13 protein-coding genes and 1 pseudogene are annotated in these 17,005 nt (G+C 38.3%); 3 read left to right on the plus strand and 11 right to left on the minus strand.

The features are described 5' to 3' along the window. Positions 1-115 precede the first annotated feature (115 nt). Positions 116-1,159 carry a YeiH family protein gene (locus IGJ00_RS12560; protein WP_071866907.1) on the plus strand — a complete coding sequence of 348 codons (1,044 nt, stop codon included), beginning with the start codon at positions 116-118 and terminating at the stop codon, positions 1,157-1,159. An 86-nt stretch (positions 1,160-1,245) separates the two neighbouring features. Here IGJ00_RS12560 and IGJ00_RS12565 read toward each other — a convergent pair whose 3' ends face one another. Next, positions 1,246-1,710, minus strand: a complete 465-nt coding sequence (locus IGJ00_RS12565; protein WP_010734626.1) for a methylated-DNA--[protein]-cysteine S-methyltransferase — start codon at positions 1,708-1,710, stop codon at positions 1,246-1,248. Positions 1,711-1,915: 205 nt separating this feature from the next. Between IGJ00_RS12565 and IGJ00_RS12570 the strand changes: the two genes are divergently transcribed. Continuing rightward, positions 1,916-2,869: a glycosyltransferase family 2 protein gene (locus tag IGJ00_RS12570; protein ID WP_029594155.1), complete on the plus strand. Its 954-nt coding sequence runs from the start codon at positions 1,916-1,918 to the stop codon at positions 2,867-2,869. A gap of 923 nt (positions 2,870-3,792) precedes the next feature. On the opposite strand, the gene IGJ00_RS12575 is transcribed toward IGJ00_RS12570, so the two are convergent. The 7 genes from IGJ00_RS12575 to IGJ00_RS12605 form a co-directional block, all read right to left on the minus strand. Further along, positions 3,793-4,335: a hypothetical protein gene (locus tag IGJ00_RS12575; protein ID WP_438844491.1), complete on the minus strand. Its 543-nt coding sequence runs from the start codon at positions 4,333-4,335 to the stop codon at positions 3,793-3,795. A gap of 124 nt (positions 4,336-4,459) precedes the next feature. After that, positions 4,460-5,455, minus strand: a complete 996-nt coding sequence (locus IGJ00_RS12580) for a hypothetical protein (RefSeq protein ID WP_438844492.1) — start codon at positions 5,453-5,455, stop codon at positions 4,460-4,462. 667 nt (positions 5,456-6,122) lie between these two features. Further along, positions 6,123-7,523 carry a glycoside hydrolase family 43 protein gene (locus IGJ00_RS12585; RefSeq protein ID WP_438844493.1) on the minus strand — a complete coding sequence of 467 codons (1,401 nt, stop codon included), beginning with the start codon at positions 7,521-7,523 and terminating at the stop codon, positions 6,123-6,125. Positions 7,524-7,553: 30 nt separating this feature from the next. Continuing rightward, on the minus strand, positions 7,554-9,347 hold the full coding sequence (locus IGJ00_RS12590) for a glycoside hydrolase family 2 protein (protein ID WP_438844494.1): 1,794 nt from the start codon (positions 9,345-9,347) through the stop codon (positions 7,554-7,556). Between the two features lie 20 nt (positions 9,348-9,367). After that, entirely contained in the window at positions 9,368-10,201 is an 834-nt protein-coding gene (locus IGJ00_RS12595) for a carbohydrate ABC transporter permease (RefSeq protein ID WP_438844495.1), read from the minus strand. Positions 10,202-10,212: 11 nt separating this feature from the next. Next, positions 10,213-11,088, minus strand: a complete 876-nt coding sequence (locus IGJ00_RS12600) for a carbohydrate ABC transporter permease (RefSeq protein WP_065097048.1) — start codon at positions 11,086-11,088, stop codon at positions 10,213-10,215. A 158-nt stretch (positions 11,089-11,246) separates the two neighbouring features. Then, on the minus strand, positions 11,247-12,488 hold the full coding sequence (locus IGJ00_RS12605; protein ID WP_438844496.1) for an ABC transporter substrate-binding protein: 1,242 nt from the start codon (positions 12,486-12,488) through the stop codon (positions 11,247-11,249). A gap of 245 nt (positions 12,489-12,733) precedes the next feature. Here IGJ00_RS12605 and IGJ00_RS12610 point away from each other — a divergent pair, with 245 nt between their 5' ends. Beyond that, a complete protein-coding gene (locus IGJ00_RS12610; protein ID WP_438844497.1) occupies positions 12,734-13,642 on the plus strand; it encodes an ArsR/SmtB family transcription factor in 909 nt (302 codons plus the stop codon). 242 nt (positions 13,643-13,884) lie between these two features. Here the strand turns inward: IGJ00_RS12610 and IGJ00_RS12615 are convergent. The 3 genes and pseudogenes from IGJ00_RS12615 to malX all read right to left on the minus strand — a co-directional run. Continuing rightward, a pseudogene (locus IGJ00_RS12615) lies at positions 13,885-14,106 on the minus strand (IS3-like element IS1076 family transposase); the annotation flags it as partial. Positions 14,107-14,186: 80 nt separating this feature from the next. Continuing rightward, positions 14,187-15,347, minus strand: a complete 1,161-nt coding sequence (locus IGJ00_RS12620) for a MalY/PatB family protein (RefSeq protein ID WP_438844498.1) — start codon at positions 15,345-15,347, stop codon at positions 14,187-14,189. Positions 15,348-15,366: 19 nt separating this feature from the next. Continuing rightward, a complete protein-coding gene (gene malX, locus IGJ00_RS12625) occupies positions 15,367-16,935 on the minus strand; it encodes a maltose/glucose-specific PTS transporter subunit IIBC (protein WP_438844499.1) in 1,569 nt (522 codons plus the stop codon). Between the last annotated feature and the right edge of the window lie 70 nt (positions 16,936-17,005).

Here is a 17,005-nt window from a genome sequence, read left to right on the forward strand (position 1 = left end):
CTTCTGTCTTTTTCACTTAGTAAAAAGGCAGAAGGTTTTTTTGTATTCACGAGGAAACAATTAAATGATACTATATTTTAGATAAACTTTTTCTTACATGAAAGGAAAGAATCAAATGAATGCTTTATTCACTTATATAAAAACGTTGAAAAAATTTGGTGGCCGAAAAATCTTACCCGGACTACTACTCGCCTTTTCCGTCGCAGTCATTAGTCGGCTACTGGCACCCTTCGTCCCACAACTCGGTGCAGGAACGATTGCGATTTTACTTGGCATCGTCTTAGGAAACACATTGTTTAAACAACCTGAACTTGCGGTGGGCACCAAATTTGCCGAAAGTAAACTATTAGAATGTTCCGTTTTCTTGCTTGGTGCAACTGTGACGATCCAAACGATTGCACAGATTGGTATCAAAGGTGTAACTTTCGTGTTACTCCAAATGACTGTCACGATTCTTGGTGCCTATTTCATCGGGAAAAAACTATTGTTCAGCGATACATTTTCCTTGATGATGGCAGGTGGGAACGCCATTTGCGGTTCTTCAGCCATTGCTTCGATTGCTCCAGTGATCCATGCAGATGAAGAAGAAAAGGGCCAAGTCATTACCTTGGTCAATCTTTTAGGAACAGTGATGATGTTGACACTTCCCTTTTTAGGTCTCCAACTATTTGGTGATCAACTGATCGAAAAAAGTGCGCTTATAGGTGGTACTTTACAATCCGTTGGACAAGTGGTTGCTGGAGCAAGTCTATTAGATGCTTCAGTCGTGCAATTTGCAATGCTGTTTAAAATCATGCGGATCATGATGCTTGTGGTCGTGGTATTCCTCTTTGAAAAATTTATGACAAAAAAACAGCCGGCCGTCTCGTCTACTTATACGCCAAAAAACCACAAACGAAAAATGCCACTTCCTTGGTACGTTTTAGGCTTCTTGATCGTGTGTTTAATCAACAGCTTCTTCACCATTCCCCATGTGATCGATCAAAGCGCTAGTTTTATTAGTGGTTGGTTTGAGGTCACTGCATTAGCCGCGATTGGCTTACGTTTGGATTTTGCAAAGTTCATGAAAGAAGGAAAGCGATTCTTGACGTATGGATTGACTGTGGGACTTTTACAAACGATCATGGCTTTATTCTTTATTTGGTTGATCAAACTATAAGTAAAATAAGCACCAACATCTCGGAAAGATCTTCTATTTCGAGGTGTTGGTGCTTATTTATCTGTGCTGTCAGCTAGTAGTATAGCCTAATGAGCTAAAATATTTTCAAGCACTAATAGTTGCCGTTTGATCACTAACCCATTTTCAGCTTTCCCCATATACCCAGTCAATTGTCCATTTTGTCCAATCACTCGGTGACAAGGAATAACGATTGGCAGAGGATTCAAACGATTGGCTTGACCAATCGCACGAGCTGCCTTTGGTTGCCCGATTGCCTGTGCCACTTGTTTATATGTGCGACTTTGTCCATAAGGGATTCTTGTGAGCACTCGCCAAACCTTTTGTTGAAAGGCTGTTCCTCTTTGGAAAGATAAAGGTACATCAAAAACGTGTCTTTCACCTGAAAAATATTCTTCCAGCTGTTGTTTTGCCAAGGATAAAATCTGAGCATTTGCTTCTTCATTTTCAGAAATTCGTTCAAAAGAGACAGCTGTTAATCCTTTTTGATCGGCATCAAGCCATAAAGGACCGATTGGTGTTTCAATTTTCATTTTTGTCCGCCTTCCTCATCACTTATTTTATTTATCATCTATGATTCTTAGAAAAAAATCAACCTAAAAGTTTATTTAATGACATAGAGATGGTACACTGTATACGGCACTTATAATAAAGATAATTATCTTATATCATTGTTATTTAAACATACTTTTATTTATACTAGTTATAGGAGAAAACATGCTTGAAAGGAACGAAAACATGAAAATATCAATTGTTATCCCTTGTTTTAATGAAGAAAAAACTGTCCCACTTTTTTTTGATGAAGTCGAAAAATTTCGTGGCGATTACGAGTTCGAGTATCTTTTTATCGATGATGGGTCAAGTGATGGTACATTGGCTGCCATCAAAAAATTAGCGAATGTACATGAATCCGTTCGTTTTGTCGCTTTTTCACGAAATTTCGGTAAAGAAGCCGCACTATATGCCGGTCTGCAAGCTTCTACAGGAGACTTAGTCACTGTCATGGACGTCGATTTACAAGATCCACCTGAATTATTACCAGTGATGATCGATAAAGTCATCAACTCCGATATTGATTGTATCGGTACACGCCGTTCTACTCGTGAAGGTGAACCAGCTATCCGTAGTTTCTTTGCGAAGAAATTTTACCAATTGATCAATAAAATCAGTGATACTGAAATGGTTGACGGTGCAAGAGATTATCGCATGATGACTCGCCAAATGGTGGATGCGGTCTTAGAATTAGCGGAATACAATCGCTTTTCAAAAGGACTATTCAGTTGGGTAGGGTTCAAAACAGAGTATCTCTCATTTGAAAATCGCGAACGCGTTGCCGGTGAGACGTCTTGGTCATTTTGGAAATTATTCAACTATTCAATCGATGGGATCGTCAATTTTTCTGACACGCCATTGAACATCGCCTCATTTGTGGGCGCATTATCATGTATCGGTTCAGGAATCGCCATCTTATTTATTATTTTACGTGCGTTATTATTTGGTGATCCAACATCCGGCTGGCCTTCACTCGTCTCAATCGTCCTATTCATCGGCGGAATCCAACTTCTTTCTCTTGGTATCATTGGGAAATATATTGGGAAAATCTTCCTAGAAACGAAAAAACGCCCAGTCTATATCGTCCGGGAAACTGAAAAACTAAAAGCCCACCAAATTGGTGAGCAAACAGACAAATAAGCAATGAATAAAGCTATCCTTTAAAATTAGAGGGTAGCTTTTTCTTTTATGATAGCCAGTTAAAATAACTCTCATTATAAAAAATTATTTTAACTGATTGCGTTTTATCTATCCATTAATTGCGTATACTTATAGATGATAATGTTTCTATCTGTTAATTATATCTGATAGCATTTTTAAACTACATAAATACTAAAGGGGGCAATACCATGTATCATTACTTAGACATACTTAACTTCGGTATTCTAGGTCTTATGTTAATCTCACTTGTATCTTTGATATTAATCAGTAATCGAATAGAATTATTTAAACAATACATATATTCAAAAAAAATTTTCTCTGCAGCTTCTGATGAAACAGAAATATATATTCGTATGTTAAAAAAAAGTAATCAATACATTTTTTTGACTTCAATTTCATTTATCCTTTCAAATGTGCTAGTTTCAAAGAACATCTTGAATCTTTCTTACTTTTTTTTAATTTCAGGAATCTTCTTCTTGTTGTTGAGTTTAACTACATGTTTCTACTCTAAAGAGAGCATTAGCCAAGGATATCTGGTTATAGCTAAAAATAAATCATATTTGATATACTACTTTAAGAATCAAAAACAGCAAAACCTCATTTTATCTTGGCAAAATAAAATGATTTCTTCACTTTATCTCACTTTATTCTTTTATATGTTACTCTTGATCTCAACTTTACTGATGAAAACAATCTAGTTATATTTCTTTTATTGATGGTTCTAGCGTTTTTTTACGATAGATATCATTTTTTATAGCATATCAAACGTAAACTTAGAATAAAAATTATATTTGGTCCTTATACCATTTTTTACTTATAGTTCCTTTATATTTTGACCCTAACCAATAAGTATAAGCGATTGAGGTTTATATCCATAAAAAACAGAGATAAAAAACAGTTATTTATGGGATTATTTTTTTCATAGGATACATAATGACTTGATGTTCTTTCACTTCCTCGCTGAATAAAAACAATTTATCTGCTTCGATCCTGTACTTATGATCTTTGATCACATTCACATGGTTCACACTTGCTGGATCTGGCTCTAAATAGAAGTTATCTTGAGTAACAGAATATATTCCAGCATACTCTATCTGCCCAGACAGGTTGATTCGCTGTACTTCACCTGATTCATTGAAGATCAAGATACCTCCACCCTCCAGTTTCCAAGAATACCTGGTCAAGAGATCTTGTAACTGGTCGTGGGAGATATCGCTTTTTATTTTTAATTTCTGATATGCTTCATCGAGTTTTCCCGGACCAGGAAAGGCTTTTTTATATTCCTCGAATGTCAACTCGTCTGAATCAGTTATTTCCTGTAAAGAAGTACTTTCTATTGTTTCCTCCATGCTGTCTCTTGTTTGCGATTGTCCTGTACTTGATTCGTTACTACAACCAGTAATTAGTAATACAAACAACAAGATAGATACTATCCGTTTCTTCATTCTAGTTTATTCACTCTCCTATCTTTCAAAAAAATAAAAAGGACTACCACATGATTTGTTGAACATGCGCGAATAATTTGTATGGTCACCATTTCATAAAAGTACCAAGCTTGACTATCGCTACTCACATATCTTTCTTCCCGTAAAATATAGATGCATTTGAAATCCAATTGAAGCCTTCATTAGTGACTGTTCCTTGACCGGTTAAGTGGTCATTATCAAGAACAAATAAATCAATCAGTGGTTGCTCCGCTAAATTAGTTTTTTTTACACTAATTAAAGTTCCATCTCCGTAATACTGTTTTTCTATTGGAAATTTATATTCATCTAAATTATCTTTTTTTATTTCCTCTATGTTTCTGATTGTTACTTCTGAATCAAAGTCGATCGTATCCACGATCAAATAATTGGTCATGATGGAATCAGCGAAACCTTCAAACTTAAGAATAATTCCTGTTGCTTCATCGATCCATGCTTTAAAAGTTTGAGCGTTTACTTTTGACCCAAATTCCTCTGGATACTCTCCTTCAAGCAAAACAACGTCCCTTCCCAGTAGCTTTTCTGTCCGAATGATTTCCCAATGATTATAGAGAGAAAAAAGTTGGGCACCATAAAGTTGTGAAAAGACAGCATCTGCTGACATAGATAGCGGTAAAACAGAATCTCGTTGATTCAAAACCGTTTCTCCTAAACCATTTTTTGTTAATCGGCTTTCAATTGATTTACCCTTATTGGCTCGATCAATATCAACATTATATTGACTTACAAAGTAATCGTTTTCTTTAAAATTCACATCAACTAAATTTTTATTTTTAGACTTATCATAGATGATTGCTTTTTGCTCACCCGTTGTTCCATTTTCAAATACCTCAACAAATTCTTCATCCAGAATGCCTTTAGAAAAGTCTAGTTTTGCTTGTACTTGATACTCCCTGTCAGATAAATTCCCATATTTTTCTCGAAAGGATATACTTACCTTATCGTAAAAATCGACTGAATTAACTACCTTATTAGCAATTTCCCTTTCTCGCTCGCTCAATGGATTGATTTCTTGCGCAGAAACGGCATCACCTAATGTTACTATTCCAAACACCCCAACGAATAATAGAATTTTTTTCATTTTGATTTTCTCCTTAATCTAGACTTATGATGCATTGCCTAGCATGTTTATATTTTTTATTTCAGAGGATAGCTTCATCAATAGAATAGAGTATCCAAATGTAATCTAACTTGTTATTGGGCATATTTATATAAATATAAATATGTGATGTTAGTTATTTAAAATTTATCTGTTCTCCGTTCATTTTTGCTCATTTATTTTACTTTTATGTAAACACACTGCCTAGTATCAGTATAAAAAATAATGGCTTTTGATACTGATATAGAAATTTCTCACTCATATTTCCTAAATCAAAAAAATGCCAATGGTTTTCGAAGTTTTTATCACTTTAAGTTTCGAGTCTTGATACGGCACAGGAAAGGATTTTTAATGAAATGAAAAAGAGGTAACTTCTGTTTCTGTCATTTATTCGATTTTAAGGTGAAAGACAAAAGTTAATTTTTGCTTTTGTCTCAGATCAACCAATCATTCCAAGATTTCTCTTTACATCGTTTGACAAAGAACCCAACTTATTTATACAACTAACGTAAAAAGACTATAAACAAAACTCTAGCTTTAAGAGTTTGTCTACAGTCTAAGACTTATGCTAGATCATATAAAGAAAAATTAGTATGAACCAAATGAGTGTCACCAATCGTTGTTAGTTGGAAGAATTCCTCAATATTCTTTATTTTACGATTTCTAAACGATCAATACTCAGGGTATCAACCCCAATTTCGGACGAAATCATGATTTCCTGTTCTCCCTTTGATAATTTCATGCGGACTTGTAGCGGTTGATAATATTCGGAAGGATACACATCTACCAACTGACTTGCTTGTTTCGTTTCGATCTTGATTCGGATCGGTTCATTCATGATAAGAGGATCGTTCGTTTTGACATAGACAATCACTAGAGATTCAGTTGCTTTCTCGATCTGTGGGGTAAAAATGATTTTGTCAGTAATTGACTCAAATCCTTGTACGACTTTCTTAGAGAGTGCCGCATCATCCTCGACAATCGCTAAATCACCTTCAAGCAACGCACGACTGGCGGTTAATCTCATCCGATTCGGCTCAGCTTTTGGCAACGATTGAACGCGCCATTCATCCAAGGGCGGTTCCAGCAGGATCTTATCTTCTTGATCCCAACCAAACTTTTGCAAGCGGATCGAACGTTCCCAACCGGAATGATCCCATCGAGCAGCGTGATAAATCAACCAGTCTTCAGAGCCATCTTTTGATTTAGCAAATCCATTATGCCCGGGTCCATAGACAGTGTTTGTCTGTTGGAAAATTGGCTCTGGTTTCTTTTGCCAATTGGCTTTTTCTAGCGGGTCATCAGCTACATCTAGGGTCATAAGACCTAGCGCGTAATCGTTGTCCCAGCTCCCACTCGCAGAGTATACCAAATTGACTGTTTTATCTTTGATGATTACTTGAGGAGCTTCATTGATCAATGGTGTTTGACGCATTTCCCATTCATATTCTGGTTTTGAGATAAGCCGTTTTTCACCAACTACTTCCGTTGGAGAAACCATCTCCGCTAAATAAAGATTTTGAGCAATATTTTCATATCCTTCCCAACCAGACCAAAGAAAATAGCGTTTGTCACTTATCTCTAAGACGGTGCCATCAATCGCAAATTTATCATCCATCCCTTTGATCTCTTCCAATTGCCACTCCCCCATGTATGGGTCTGTTTGATGATTAACTAACGCAAACATTCGATGAGTTTCTGAAGGGCGATTCGCTGCAAAATACATCACCCAACGGTCATCTAAGTAATGGAGCTCTGGTGCCCAGATGCTTTCAAATTCTTCTGGCATTTCCCAGATGATCTTTTTTTCACCGGTTGCCACGAGAGAGAGGTTTTCAGCACGCCATAGCGTTAAATTATTCCCAGTCGTTTTGGTATAATAAAAGTAAGACTCCGTTTGCAAGATCCAAGGATCCGCTCCATCATTATCGATAATAGAAGTAAAATCGGACACTTCTTTCCCCGTATCAGTTCCAGCTCCACAACCTGTTATCACAAGCGCAGCAAACAGGACACTTACACTACTGAGCCAAGCCACTGATCTTCCCATAGGGCATCGCCCCTTTCCACAACAATCGGATTATTCCACCTGCGTTGGATGGAACTGATCATTGATTTCTTTGATAGCTGCTAAATCAACTTTCGGTTGTCGGTCATAAGTCAGTAACCCATTGATTTCTTGCTCGACATCTGTCAATTGGGTATAGCAATAACCCCAAAGCCCAACAGAATCATAAACAGCCGTCATTATCCGCTGATAATCCTTCAAGAAATCTTGTTTATTCTCCACTGAGGTATAACCCCAACCTGGTTGCCCAGAAACATCAAAGCCAATACCGCCAAACTCGGTTAATAAAATAGGCTGATCCTGATAAGAAAATCCTCCAGCGAAAATCGGCCATGGTGTTGATACTCGATTCACCAATTTTTCTCTCGTGCTGAGACTGTCTTTAAAGTACAGATATTTTTGCCGTTCGGATTCTTGGCCATGAGCATAATTATGGATCGCACAAATATCTGTCTCCGTCATCGCCCAACCATCATTTGAAATAACCAATCGTTGCTGGTCTAGTGAATGGATGAAGTGATACATTGCTTGAGAAAAATGCTGTTGTTGGCGATCAAAAGAGATTTTTGGTACGCCCCAGCTCTCGTTGATCGGTACCCAAGTGACGATCGAAGGATGGCTATAGTCACGAGTAATGATCTCTGCCCACTCCTGCATCAAGCGCGTCACAGAAAGGTCGGTATAGATCGCCGGTGCTGCACACTCGCCCCAAACCAGAAATCCCAATTTATCTGCCCAGTATAAAAAGCGCGGGTCTTCTGTTTTTTGGTGTTTACGACAACCGTTAAAACCCATTTCTTTTGCCAATAAGATATCTTGTTTAAATGCCTCATCCGTAGGGGCAGTCAACAAGCCATTAGGCCAATAGCCTTGATCGAGAACCAACTTCTGATAGTAAGGTTTGTTATTTAAGTAGATCATGCCATTTTCTGTCTGTATTTTACGCATACCAAAATAACTTTTTAATTGATCGATCGCATTTCCCGCTTCTGTAAGAGTCAATTCCACATCGAATAATTGCGGATTTTCGGGCGTCCAAGACCAGCCCTCATGATGAAAATTGGTCCGAAAAATTTGTTGTTGAAAAATATCGACTGCAAAACTTAACTTAGAAGTCACAAACTCTGCAGCCCCACTGATGACTAAAGCACCTTTAAAATAGATTTGATACTCTAACACTAATTGTGGCTTTAACTGGTTCAATTCAACATCGATCATCACGGCACCAGCATCAAAATCACTAGTAAATTTCACATGTTGCAAGTGGGTCGCAGCAACTACTTCTAGCCAGACCGGCTGCCAGATCCCCGTTGAGTTTGTGTACCAGATCCCTGCTGATTCTTCTTCCCAAAATTGTTTACCTCGTGGAATGCTTTCATCAAAATGCGGATCGAATGCTCGCACACTTAGTACCTGTTCTTCTCCCGCCACAAGAGCATCCGTAATGTCGATATCAAAAGAGGTGTGCCCTCCGCAATGATTTTTCACATGATGTCCATTGACAAATACATCTGCCTCATAGTCCACTGCACCAAAATGCAAAAGGATACGGCTTTCTTCAGGAACCTGTACATTGAAGGTCCGATAATACCAGACAATATCATGAACTTCTCGCTGATCAATGCCACTTAATGCACTTTGATAGACAAAAGGAACATTGATCTTGTAAGCATAATTTGCTTCATTTGTGTACCACTTTTCTTTCAAGCCAAGATTTTGGTCATCAAAGGTAAATTGCCATTCACCATTTAGGCTTAACCAATTCTCTCTCTCAAATTGCGGTCTCGGGTATTCTTCTCTAATCATATTTCCTCCAAAAAAACAAATTATTTTATACCGCTTTGCAACGACATCGACGCCATAAAGCTCTTTTGCGCTACCAAATACAATAAAAAGGTAGGAATCAAAGCCAAGATTGCGCCAGCAGTTCCAATTCCCGGATAGGTCATATATTGTCCTTGCAGCAATTGCAACCCTGGTGTGATCGGTAATTTATCAATATCGTTGATCACGATCGATGGCCACAAGAAGTCATTCCATGAGCCAGTAAAACTAAACAACGCAACCACAGTCAATACAGGTTTGATCAGCGGTAAGATGATATAATAAAAAATTTGAAACTCGTTTGCCCCATCGATCACAGCCGATTCATCCAATTCTTTGGGAATTCCTAAAATGAACTGTCGAACGAGGAAAATGTTATAAACACCCGCTGCTCCAGGTACGATGACTGCTAGAAATGTATTTGTCCATCCTAGAGTATCAACGATTTTGAAGTTCGGGATCAAATTGACCACCCCGGGAAACATCATAGTTCCTAACAATAAAGCAAAAATAACATCTCTTCCCTTAAAAGTGAGTCGTGTATAGCCATAGGCCGCAAACGAGACGATCACCATAACTAATAGGGTATGTGAAGTTGAAATAATCATGGAATTCACAAACCAGCGGAACACAGGGGAAGAATCATTGCCGTGTAACAAGCTCAAAAAGTTAGCAAGTGTCCAATCTTGTGGAATCAAACTGAACCCAACCTTTTGAATCTCTGTCTCTGATTTAAATGAGGTGAAAATTGCCCATATCAAAGGAAAGATCCAAATGACGCACACGATCGCTAGTAAAACAAAGGCAATCCTTTTCCCTAGTTTGTTTTCTCGCATCCTCTTCCCTCCTATCTTTCCATTTTTTTGATGACCAGAAATTGCACAATCGAAACTGCCATGATCACAAAACCTAGTAGAATGGCCATCGCTGAAGAAATGCCCGCAACCGAGGTGCTACTACCAAAGGCATTTTCTTGGATATACATCATCAACACGCGAGTGGAATTATTGGGTCCGCCTCCCGTCAACATTAGTGGCTGACCATAGATATTAAATTGAGCGATGGTTGTCATGACCGTCGTAAAGATGAGTTGGTTGCGAATACTAGGCAAAGAAATACGGAAAAATTTAGTAACACTATTCGCACCATCTAATTCCGCTGCTTCTAACTGTTCTTTTGAGACCCCATTTAATGCAGCCACATAAATAATCAGATTCCCACCTAATGTCCACCAAATCGTCACGATCAAAATAGCAATCCAAGCCCATGGTTGAGTGCCTACAAAATTGATGTCGATGCCGAATACTTCTTTGATTGGTCCAAATGATTTACTCAAAAGAAATCCCCAAATGATCATGACCGCAGAGATTGCAAATAATGTGGGCAAATAAAGAATCGATTGAAAAAAACGCATCAATTTTGGTTTAGTAGACAACGCAACTGCTAACAATAAAGGAATCGCGATACATAGTGGGACTGAGATTGCCGCAAAAAACAGGGTATTTTTCATTCCATTAAAAAATTGCGTATGATATAACGAGTCTTGATCAAATAAAATCGTTTTAAAATTATCAAATCCGATAAAAATCGGCGTACTGAACAAATCCCATTCAGTAAAAGAAACATAAATCCCAATGACTGCAGGAACTAAAAAGAATAAAAGAAAAAGGAGCATATGCGGACCAATAAAAACGACTGGCCAGGCATTTAATCTTTTTTTCATCAATACACATCCTTCTCTGTATTTCTAGTCAACCCTTCAACAAGAAACGACTGTGACAGCAATTTAGCCTACCCATCAGAATTCCTAGCCCATAAAAAAACCGACTGAATTCTTTTTACGGTCATCCTTCCTTCTGCCACAGTCTCCAAGTGAGAATATTATTTCATCTTTTCTTCTACGACTTTTTGGATCTCACCAAAAGTTGTTTGGATATCTGCTTTTCCTGTGATCATATCCCATGAACGATTATCATATTCACTAAAGATATAAGACAAGCCATCAAGCGTATTGACAGAAATTGCCGCTTGCCCTTTTTCTGTTTTCAACAAGAATGATTGTGGCATCTCCACATATTCTTCATTGTCTAGCATTGCTAAGGAAGTTGGATTTGCACCTGATTTGACCCACTCTAGTTGGTTTGCTTGTAACCAAGTGAGAAAGTCGATCATACCACTTTTCTTTTCATCCGAACGTTCTTCGCTCGTTTTAAGCATCGCAAACTGATCGACGCCTGAACCTTGAACAATATGTCCAGCATCCCATTGCGGCGTAAATGTCTGACCCCAAGTGAAGTCACTTATTCCTTCCATATTGCTTAGCATCCATGTTCCTTCTGGAAGAAAAATCAGCTGTTGGTTTGCAAAAAGTTTGTTTGCATCTTCGCCATCCGGGACCATATAGCCCGCATCATATAGCGTTTTAAACTCTTGGACGGCATTGTAAGAAATATCATTATCGATAGTGATGTTTCCTTGTGCATCTTGCCATTCTCCACCCATTTGCTGGTAAAGATTAGAATAATTCTGCATACCCCATGTATAGCCAAAACTATAAATACCATCTGCTTTTGCTTTTTCCCCAGCCTGTCTGATTTCTTCATATGTCACTACGCCATCATCTAATGCTCCAGGAACATATTTATCCACCAAATCTTGGTTGTAATACATCACCCACGAACCCATCGTTGCTGGAATCCCGTATTGACTATCCTCCACCACACCAGTGTCCCAAGCAGCTTCTACATAATTTCCACGTGTCAATTCAGTTCCTTCGATCATGTCATCCCAAGTCTCAAGCATCTCTTGGTTCTTATACGTGGGTAAAGCTTCCGATGCGATCAAAGCTAAATCTGGGACGCCTTTGCCAGATTTTCCAGCAGTCGTCAACTTCGAAGTAAAGGTGTCACCTTGCATACTTACTAACTTTACTTTAAAGTCTGGATTTGTTTTATTGTATTGATCAACCGTTTTTTGGATTTTTTCACCGTCCGGTCCCGTCGTCGAAGACCAAAGCAAAATTTCCGAATCATTACTTGAACTACTACTTCCACCACAAGCAGCTAACAACACAGTACATAATAAGCTTGTTCCAACTAAAACAATTAATTTTCTTACTTTCAATTTCCACACTCCTTTATTTAACTAAAAAGTAAAATGATACCTGATTATCAATAAACATAATTGTTAGACCATCGTCTATCAATGTTTACACCGTAAAGTTACTATAAAAATAAAGCGCTGTCAATATTATTTTAACAAGCTTACTACGGTAAATTTCATCATTTTACAATTTTGTAAATCCAAAAGCATGTGATATAATTAATCCATCTTTTCATTAAACTAATTAGTATAACGAGGTGATAGCTATGGAATTGGATTTAACGAAAGCATCTTTGCCTATCTACGAAGCACTCGCAAATGAAACTCGCTTAGCGATTTTAAGAGAATTAGGAGATAGTAAGAAAAGCATCAGTGAAATTGGACAAAAATTAGCGATCAGCAATGCTTTGATGACAAAGCACATCCGAAAACTTGAACAAGCACAGTTGATCAAAACAGAAAAAGGATCGGGGCAAGACTGGAAGAAAAAATACTTATCTCTAAAAACTGATTTCATCAATATCAATTTCCCGGCAAAAGTGTTTCCACAAATGAATTTAACCTCCCGATCAGTGAAAATAGGCCACTTCACCGATTTTGAAGCTAAGCCTTCCTGCGGTATGGCGACGAAAGATCGATTGATTGGCGCATTAGACGACCCTAAGTCTTTTCTTGATCAAGATCGTGTTGATGCGAGTATCATCTGGCTAAATAACGGTTTTCTAGAATACAAAATTCCAAATCCTTTGAAAACTGGTGAAAAAATCGAGTTACTGGAAATCAGCATGGAAATCGCTTCTGAGTTCCCAATCTCTAATAACTATTGGCCAAGTGATCTTTCATTTTACTTAAACAACCACTGCATTGGTAAATACACCATTCCAGGGAACTTTTCAGATGTTAGAGGTTCCTTGACTCCGAAATGGTGGATCGATGAATTTAGTCAATATGGATTACTTAAGCATTTACGCATCAATCGCTATGACACTTCCCTCGATGGAGAGAAATTAACAGATCACAACCTTAATGAAATCGACTTAGATCACAGTGACTTTTTCACCTTTAAAATCGCTGCGCCTGCTACTGCTGAAAATGCTGGTGGTTTGACTATCTTCGGCGATCGCTGGGGGAACTATCCTCAAGATTTATTATTTAATTTTTACGTATCTGAATGACCTATTTTTTCTTTATCCAACAAAAAAAGGACTCAGCAAAATGATCAGTACTGACCTAATAAGCCGAGATAAAACAAAAAAATATCTACTTATTAAATGTATATCAACGAAGAAACGTGTCTGGGACATTTGTCCTCTTGCACCACCTAAACCGAATAAACGGTTAATTAAAAGAATGTAAATGATCTCTCCTAGCCAATTCTATTGCTTGAAACGACCAATGCTTGGCAAGCCCTTCATTTATGTTCTTTTAAGAATAGAAACAGGACTTCTCGTTTGGGTTCAAGAAGTCCTGAATTTTTTTATAAATCCAGTTCCTCTGATAGGTAACGACTTCCTTGTTCTAGTTTCTTTATTTCATCATGGATGCCAAAAAGTGCGCTCCTTTTTTCAGGAAACGCACTTTCTCCATATTTTTCAACTTCTTGAACCTATGCATATAAGCTATTCGCGTGAACTTCTAAACATAAGCCAGATACCCGCTTACCTTTAACTTTTTATCTCGTTTATTATACTAAGTTCCATTTATTTGTTAATATCCTATCTACCCCAAACTCTCCGTCAATCGCCGCAATCCTTCTTCCAATTTCTTCCGTGGACATCCCACATTCAAACGTAAAAAATTGCGACTGGTTTCTCCATACACTTCGCCAGACATGATTGCAACCTTGCCTCGTTCGATCATGCGTTGTTGAAGCTGTTCCATACTGAATGGTACTTGCGAACAATCGAGCCACATCAAGTAGGTGGCTTCGCTTTTTGTCACAATAATTTCTGGATGATGTTGTTTGAGGTACGTAGTGACAAAAGCAATATTGTCATCAATGTACTGATTGAGTTCAGTGACCCAGTTGCTTTCTTTTTCATACGCCGAAATCGTAGCAACTAATCCAAAAACACTCGTGGAACCCAGGCCATCAGCTTCTTTCATCTGTTGTAAAAACCGCTGGCGCAAGGACGAATCTGGAATCAATCCGTAAGAAAAAATCAATCCAGGAAAATTAAATGTTTTACTTCCTGATGTGACGACTGCGACATTTTTTTGGATCAATTCCGTCAGTGGTCGATGCTGTTGCCCTTTTCTTAGAATATCCATGTGGATCTCATCCGAAATGATGAACACCTCGTTTTTTTTGGCAAGCTCGATGATGTTCACTAATTCCTTTTTGGTCCACACTCTACCTGTTGGATTATGAGGACTACACAATAACAAAATTTTATTCTCAGGTTGCTCGAACTGTCGCTTCAAGGCCTCAAAATCCAATTGATAGGTACCTTCTTGATAAATCAATTCATTGCTTACCAGTTTGCGTCCATTCCCAGCAATCAATTTATAAAAAGCATCATAAGCAGGCGTTTGGATAATCACACCTTCTCCCGATTCACTTAATAAACAAATCAGTTGCTTGATGCTATAGATGACGGAAGGACTGTAAACTAACCAGTCCTCGTCGATCTGGTGTCCAAAACGTTCTTTGTACCAGTGAGTGACTGCTGATTTGAAATCTGTGTGATTCCAACGAGTATAGCCAAAAATTGGATGTCTTAACCTTTCTTGGAGCGCAGCTTCGACGCCTGTTGGTACTTTAAAATCTGTATCAGAAATCGTAAATGGCAAGAGATCACTTTTACCAAAGCGGTCTTCAATATAATCCCATTGCGTACAATATGTCCCTTTACGATCGATTTGTTCATTGAAAGACATCTTCTACACTCTCCCGATTTCAGAACGACAAGATGTCATCCAGTTGATTTCTAACGGTCGTCACTTTTGTTCCTATAATGACTTGAACATTCGTATCATCCAAATGGACCACGCCTAATGCACCTAATTTTTTCAGTCGGTCATCATCAACGATCGATCCGTCATTCACTACTAACCTTAGACGCGTGATACAATTATCTAAAGAAGTGATATTTTCAGCACCGCCTAAAGCAGCCAAGATTCCTCGTGCATCAACTGTGCCTTTTCCTTTATATGTTACTTCTTCGTCTGTATATTCTGTCTCAGTAGTCATTTCTTCACGTCCTGGGGTCTTTAAGTTTTTGCGTAAAATCACTGTTTTAAATGTAAAGTAATAGATACCAAACCAACAGGCACCCACAAGTAAAACCAACCACCATTTAGTATAAGTGCCTTGCATGACCCCGAAAATAATAAAATCTAGGATTCCGCCATCGGTATTCCCGATCGTTACGCCCAACAAACTCATGACCATAAATCCGGCACCAGTCATCAACACATGGAACCCCCATAAAAGAGGACTGACAAATAAGAAGAGAAATTCGATCGGTTCAGTGATTCCTGTTACAAAAGTCGCAATCACACCTGAAATCAATAATCCTTTGATTTTTGCCCGATTCTCTGGTTTTGCGGTTTGATACATCGCTAAAGCCGCTGCGGGAAGACCAAACATGAATGTTGGCATTTTCCCTTGTGAAAGAAAAGCAGTGGCGCTAGGTGAAATCGCCAAGCCTTGTTGCAATTCATTATAAAAAATATTTAGTGCGCCAAAGACTTCTTGCCCATTGATGACCTGACTTCCTCCAGCTTCTGTAAACCGGATCATCGATACTAAAATATGATGCAAGCCAAATGGCAATAAGAGCCGTTCTCCAGAACCGAATAAGAATGGACCAAATGCACCAGAACGTTGGATCAAATTTCCGATCCCAGTGATCAACATGGCAAAAAGTGGCCAAACCATCGGAATCAACACGCCAATAATTGCTAAAGTTACTGAAGTAATGATGGGTACAAAACGTGTCCCTGAAAAGAAGGCAAAACTATCTGGTAATTGGAATTGATAAAATCGCGTATGGAGCTGATAAACGATCAGCCCGACAATGATCCCTCCCAGAACACCCATGGATAATGTTTGGATACCAAAAACCATTTCTTGACCAGCTTCACGTAATTGTTCACTTGCTGCCAATTGATTCGTTTCTTGCAAATAAAAATTGATCGATAATTGCATCACTACATACCCAACAAATCCTGAAAAAGCAGCCACGCCTTTTTCTTTACGTGCTAAGCCTAAAGGTATCGCCATGGCAAACATCACAGGTAAATAGCTAAAAGCAAAACCACCGATCGTCGACATAAAGCGAAACATCACCTGTAACCAAGCAGCACCTAAAAATGGAAAAGCTGTAATTGCTGATTCAGCGGAGAAGGCACTCCCGATTCCTAAGAACAATCCCATGAAAGCTAACAGTGCGACTGGTAACATGAACGTTTTGCCTAACCCTTGGAAGATCTCCATCCAACTTGCTTTCTTCCCTTTTTGCATTCCTTTTCCCCCTTACTCTATTTCTTACCCTTAAAATGTAAGCGATAACAAAGGCGGTTGCAATACTTCC

Source organism: Enterococcus sp. AZ062 (genome assembly GCF_051715065.1).
Lineage (GTDB): Bacteria > Bacillota > Bacilli > Lactobacillales > Enterococcaceae > Enterococcus_B > Enterococcus_B mundtii.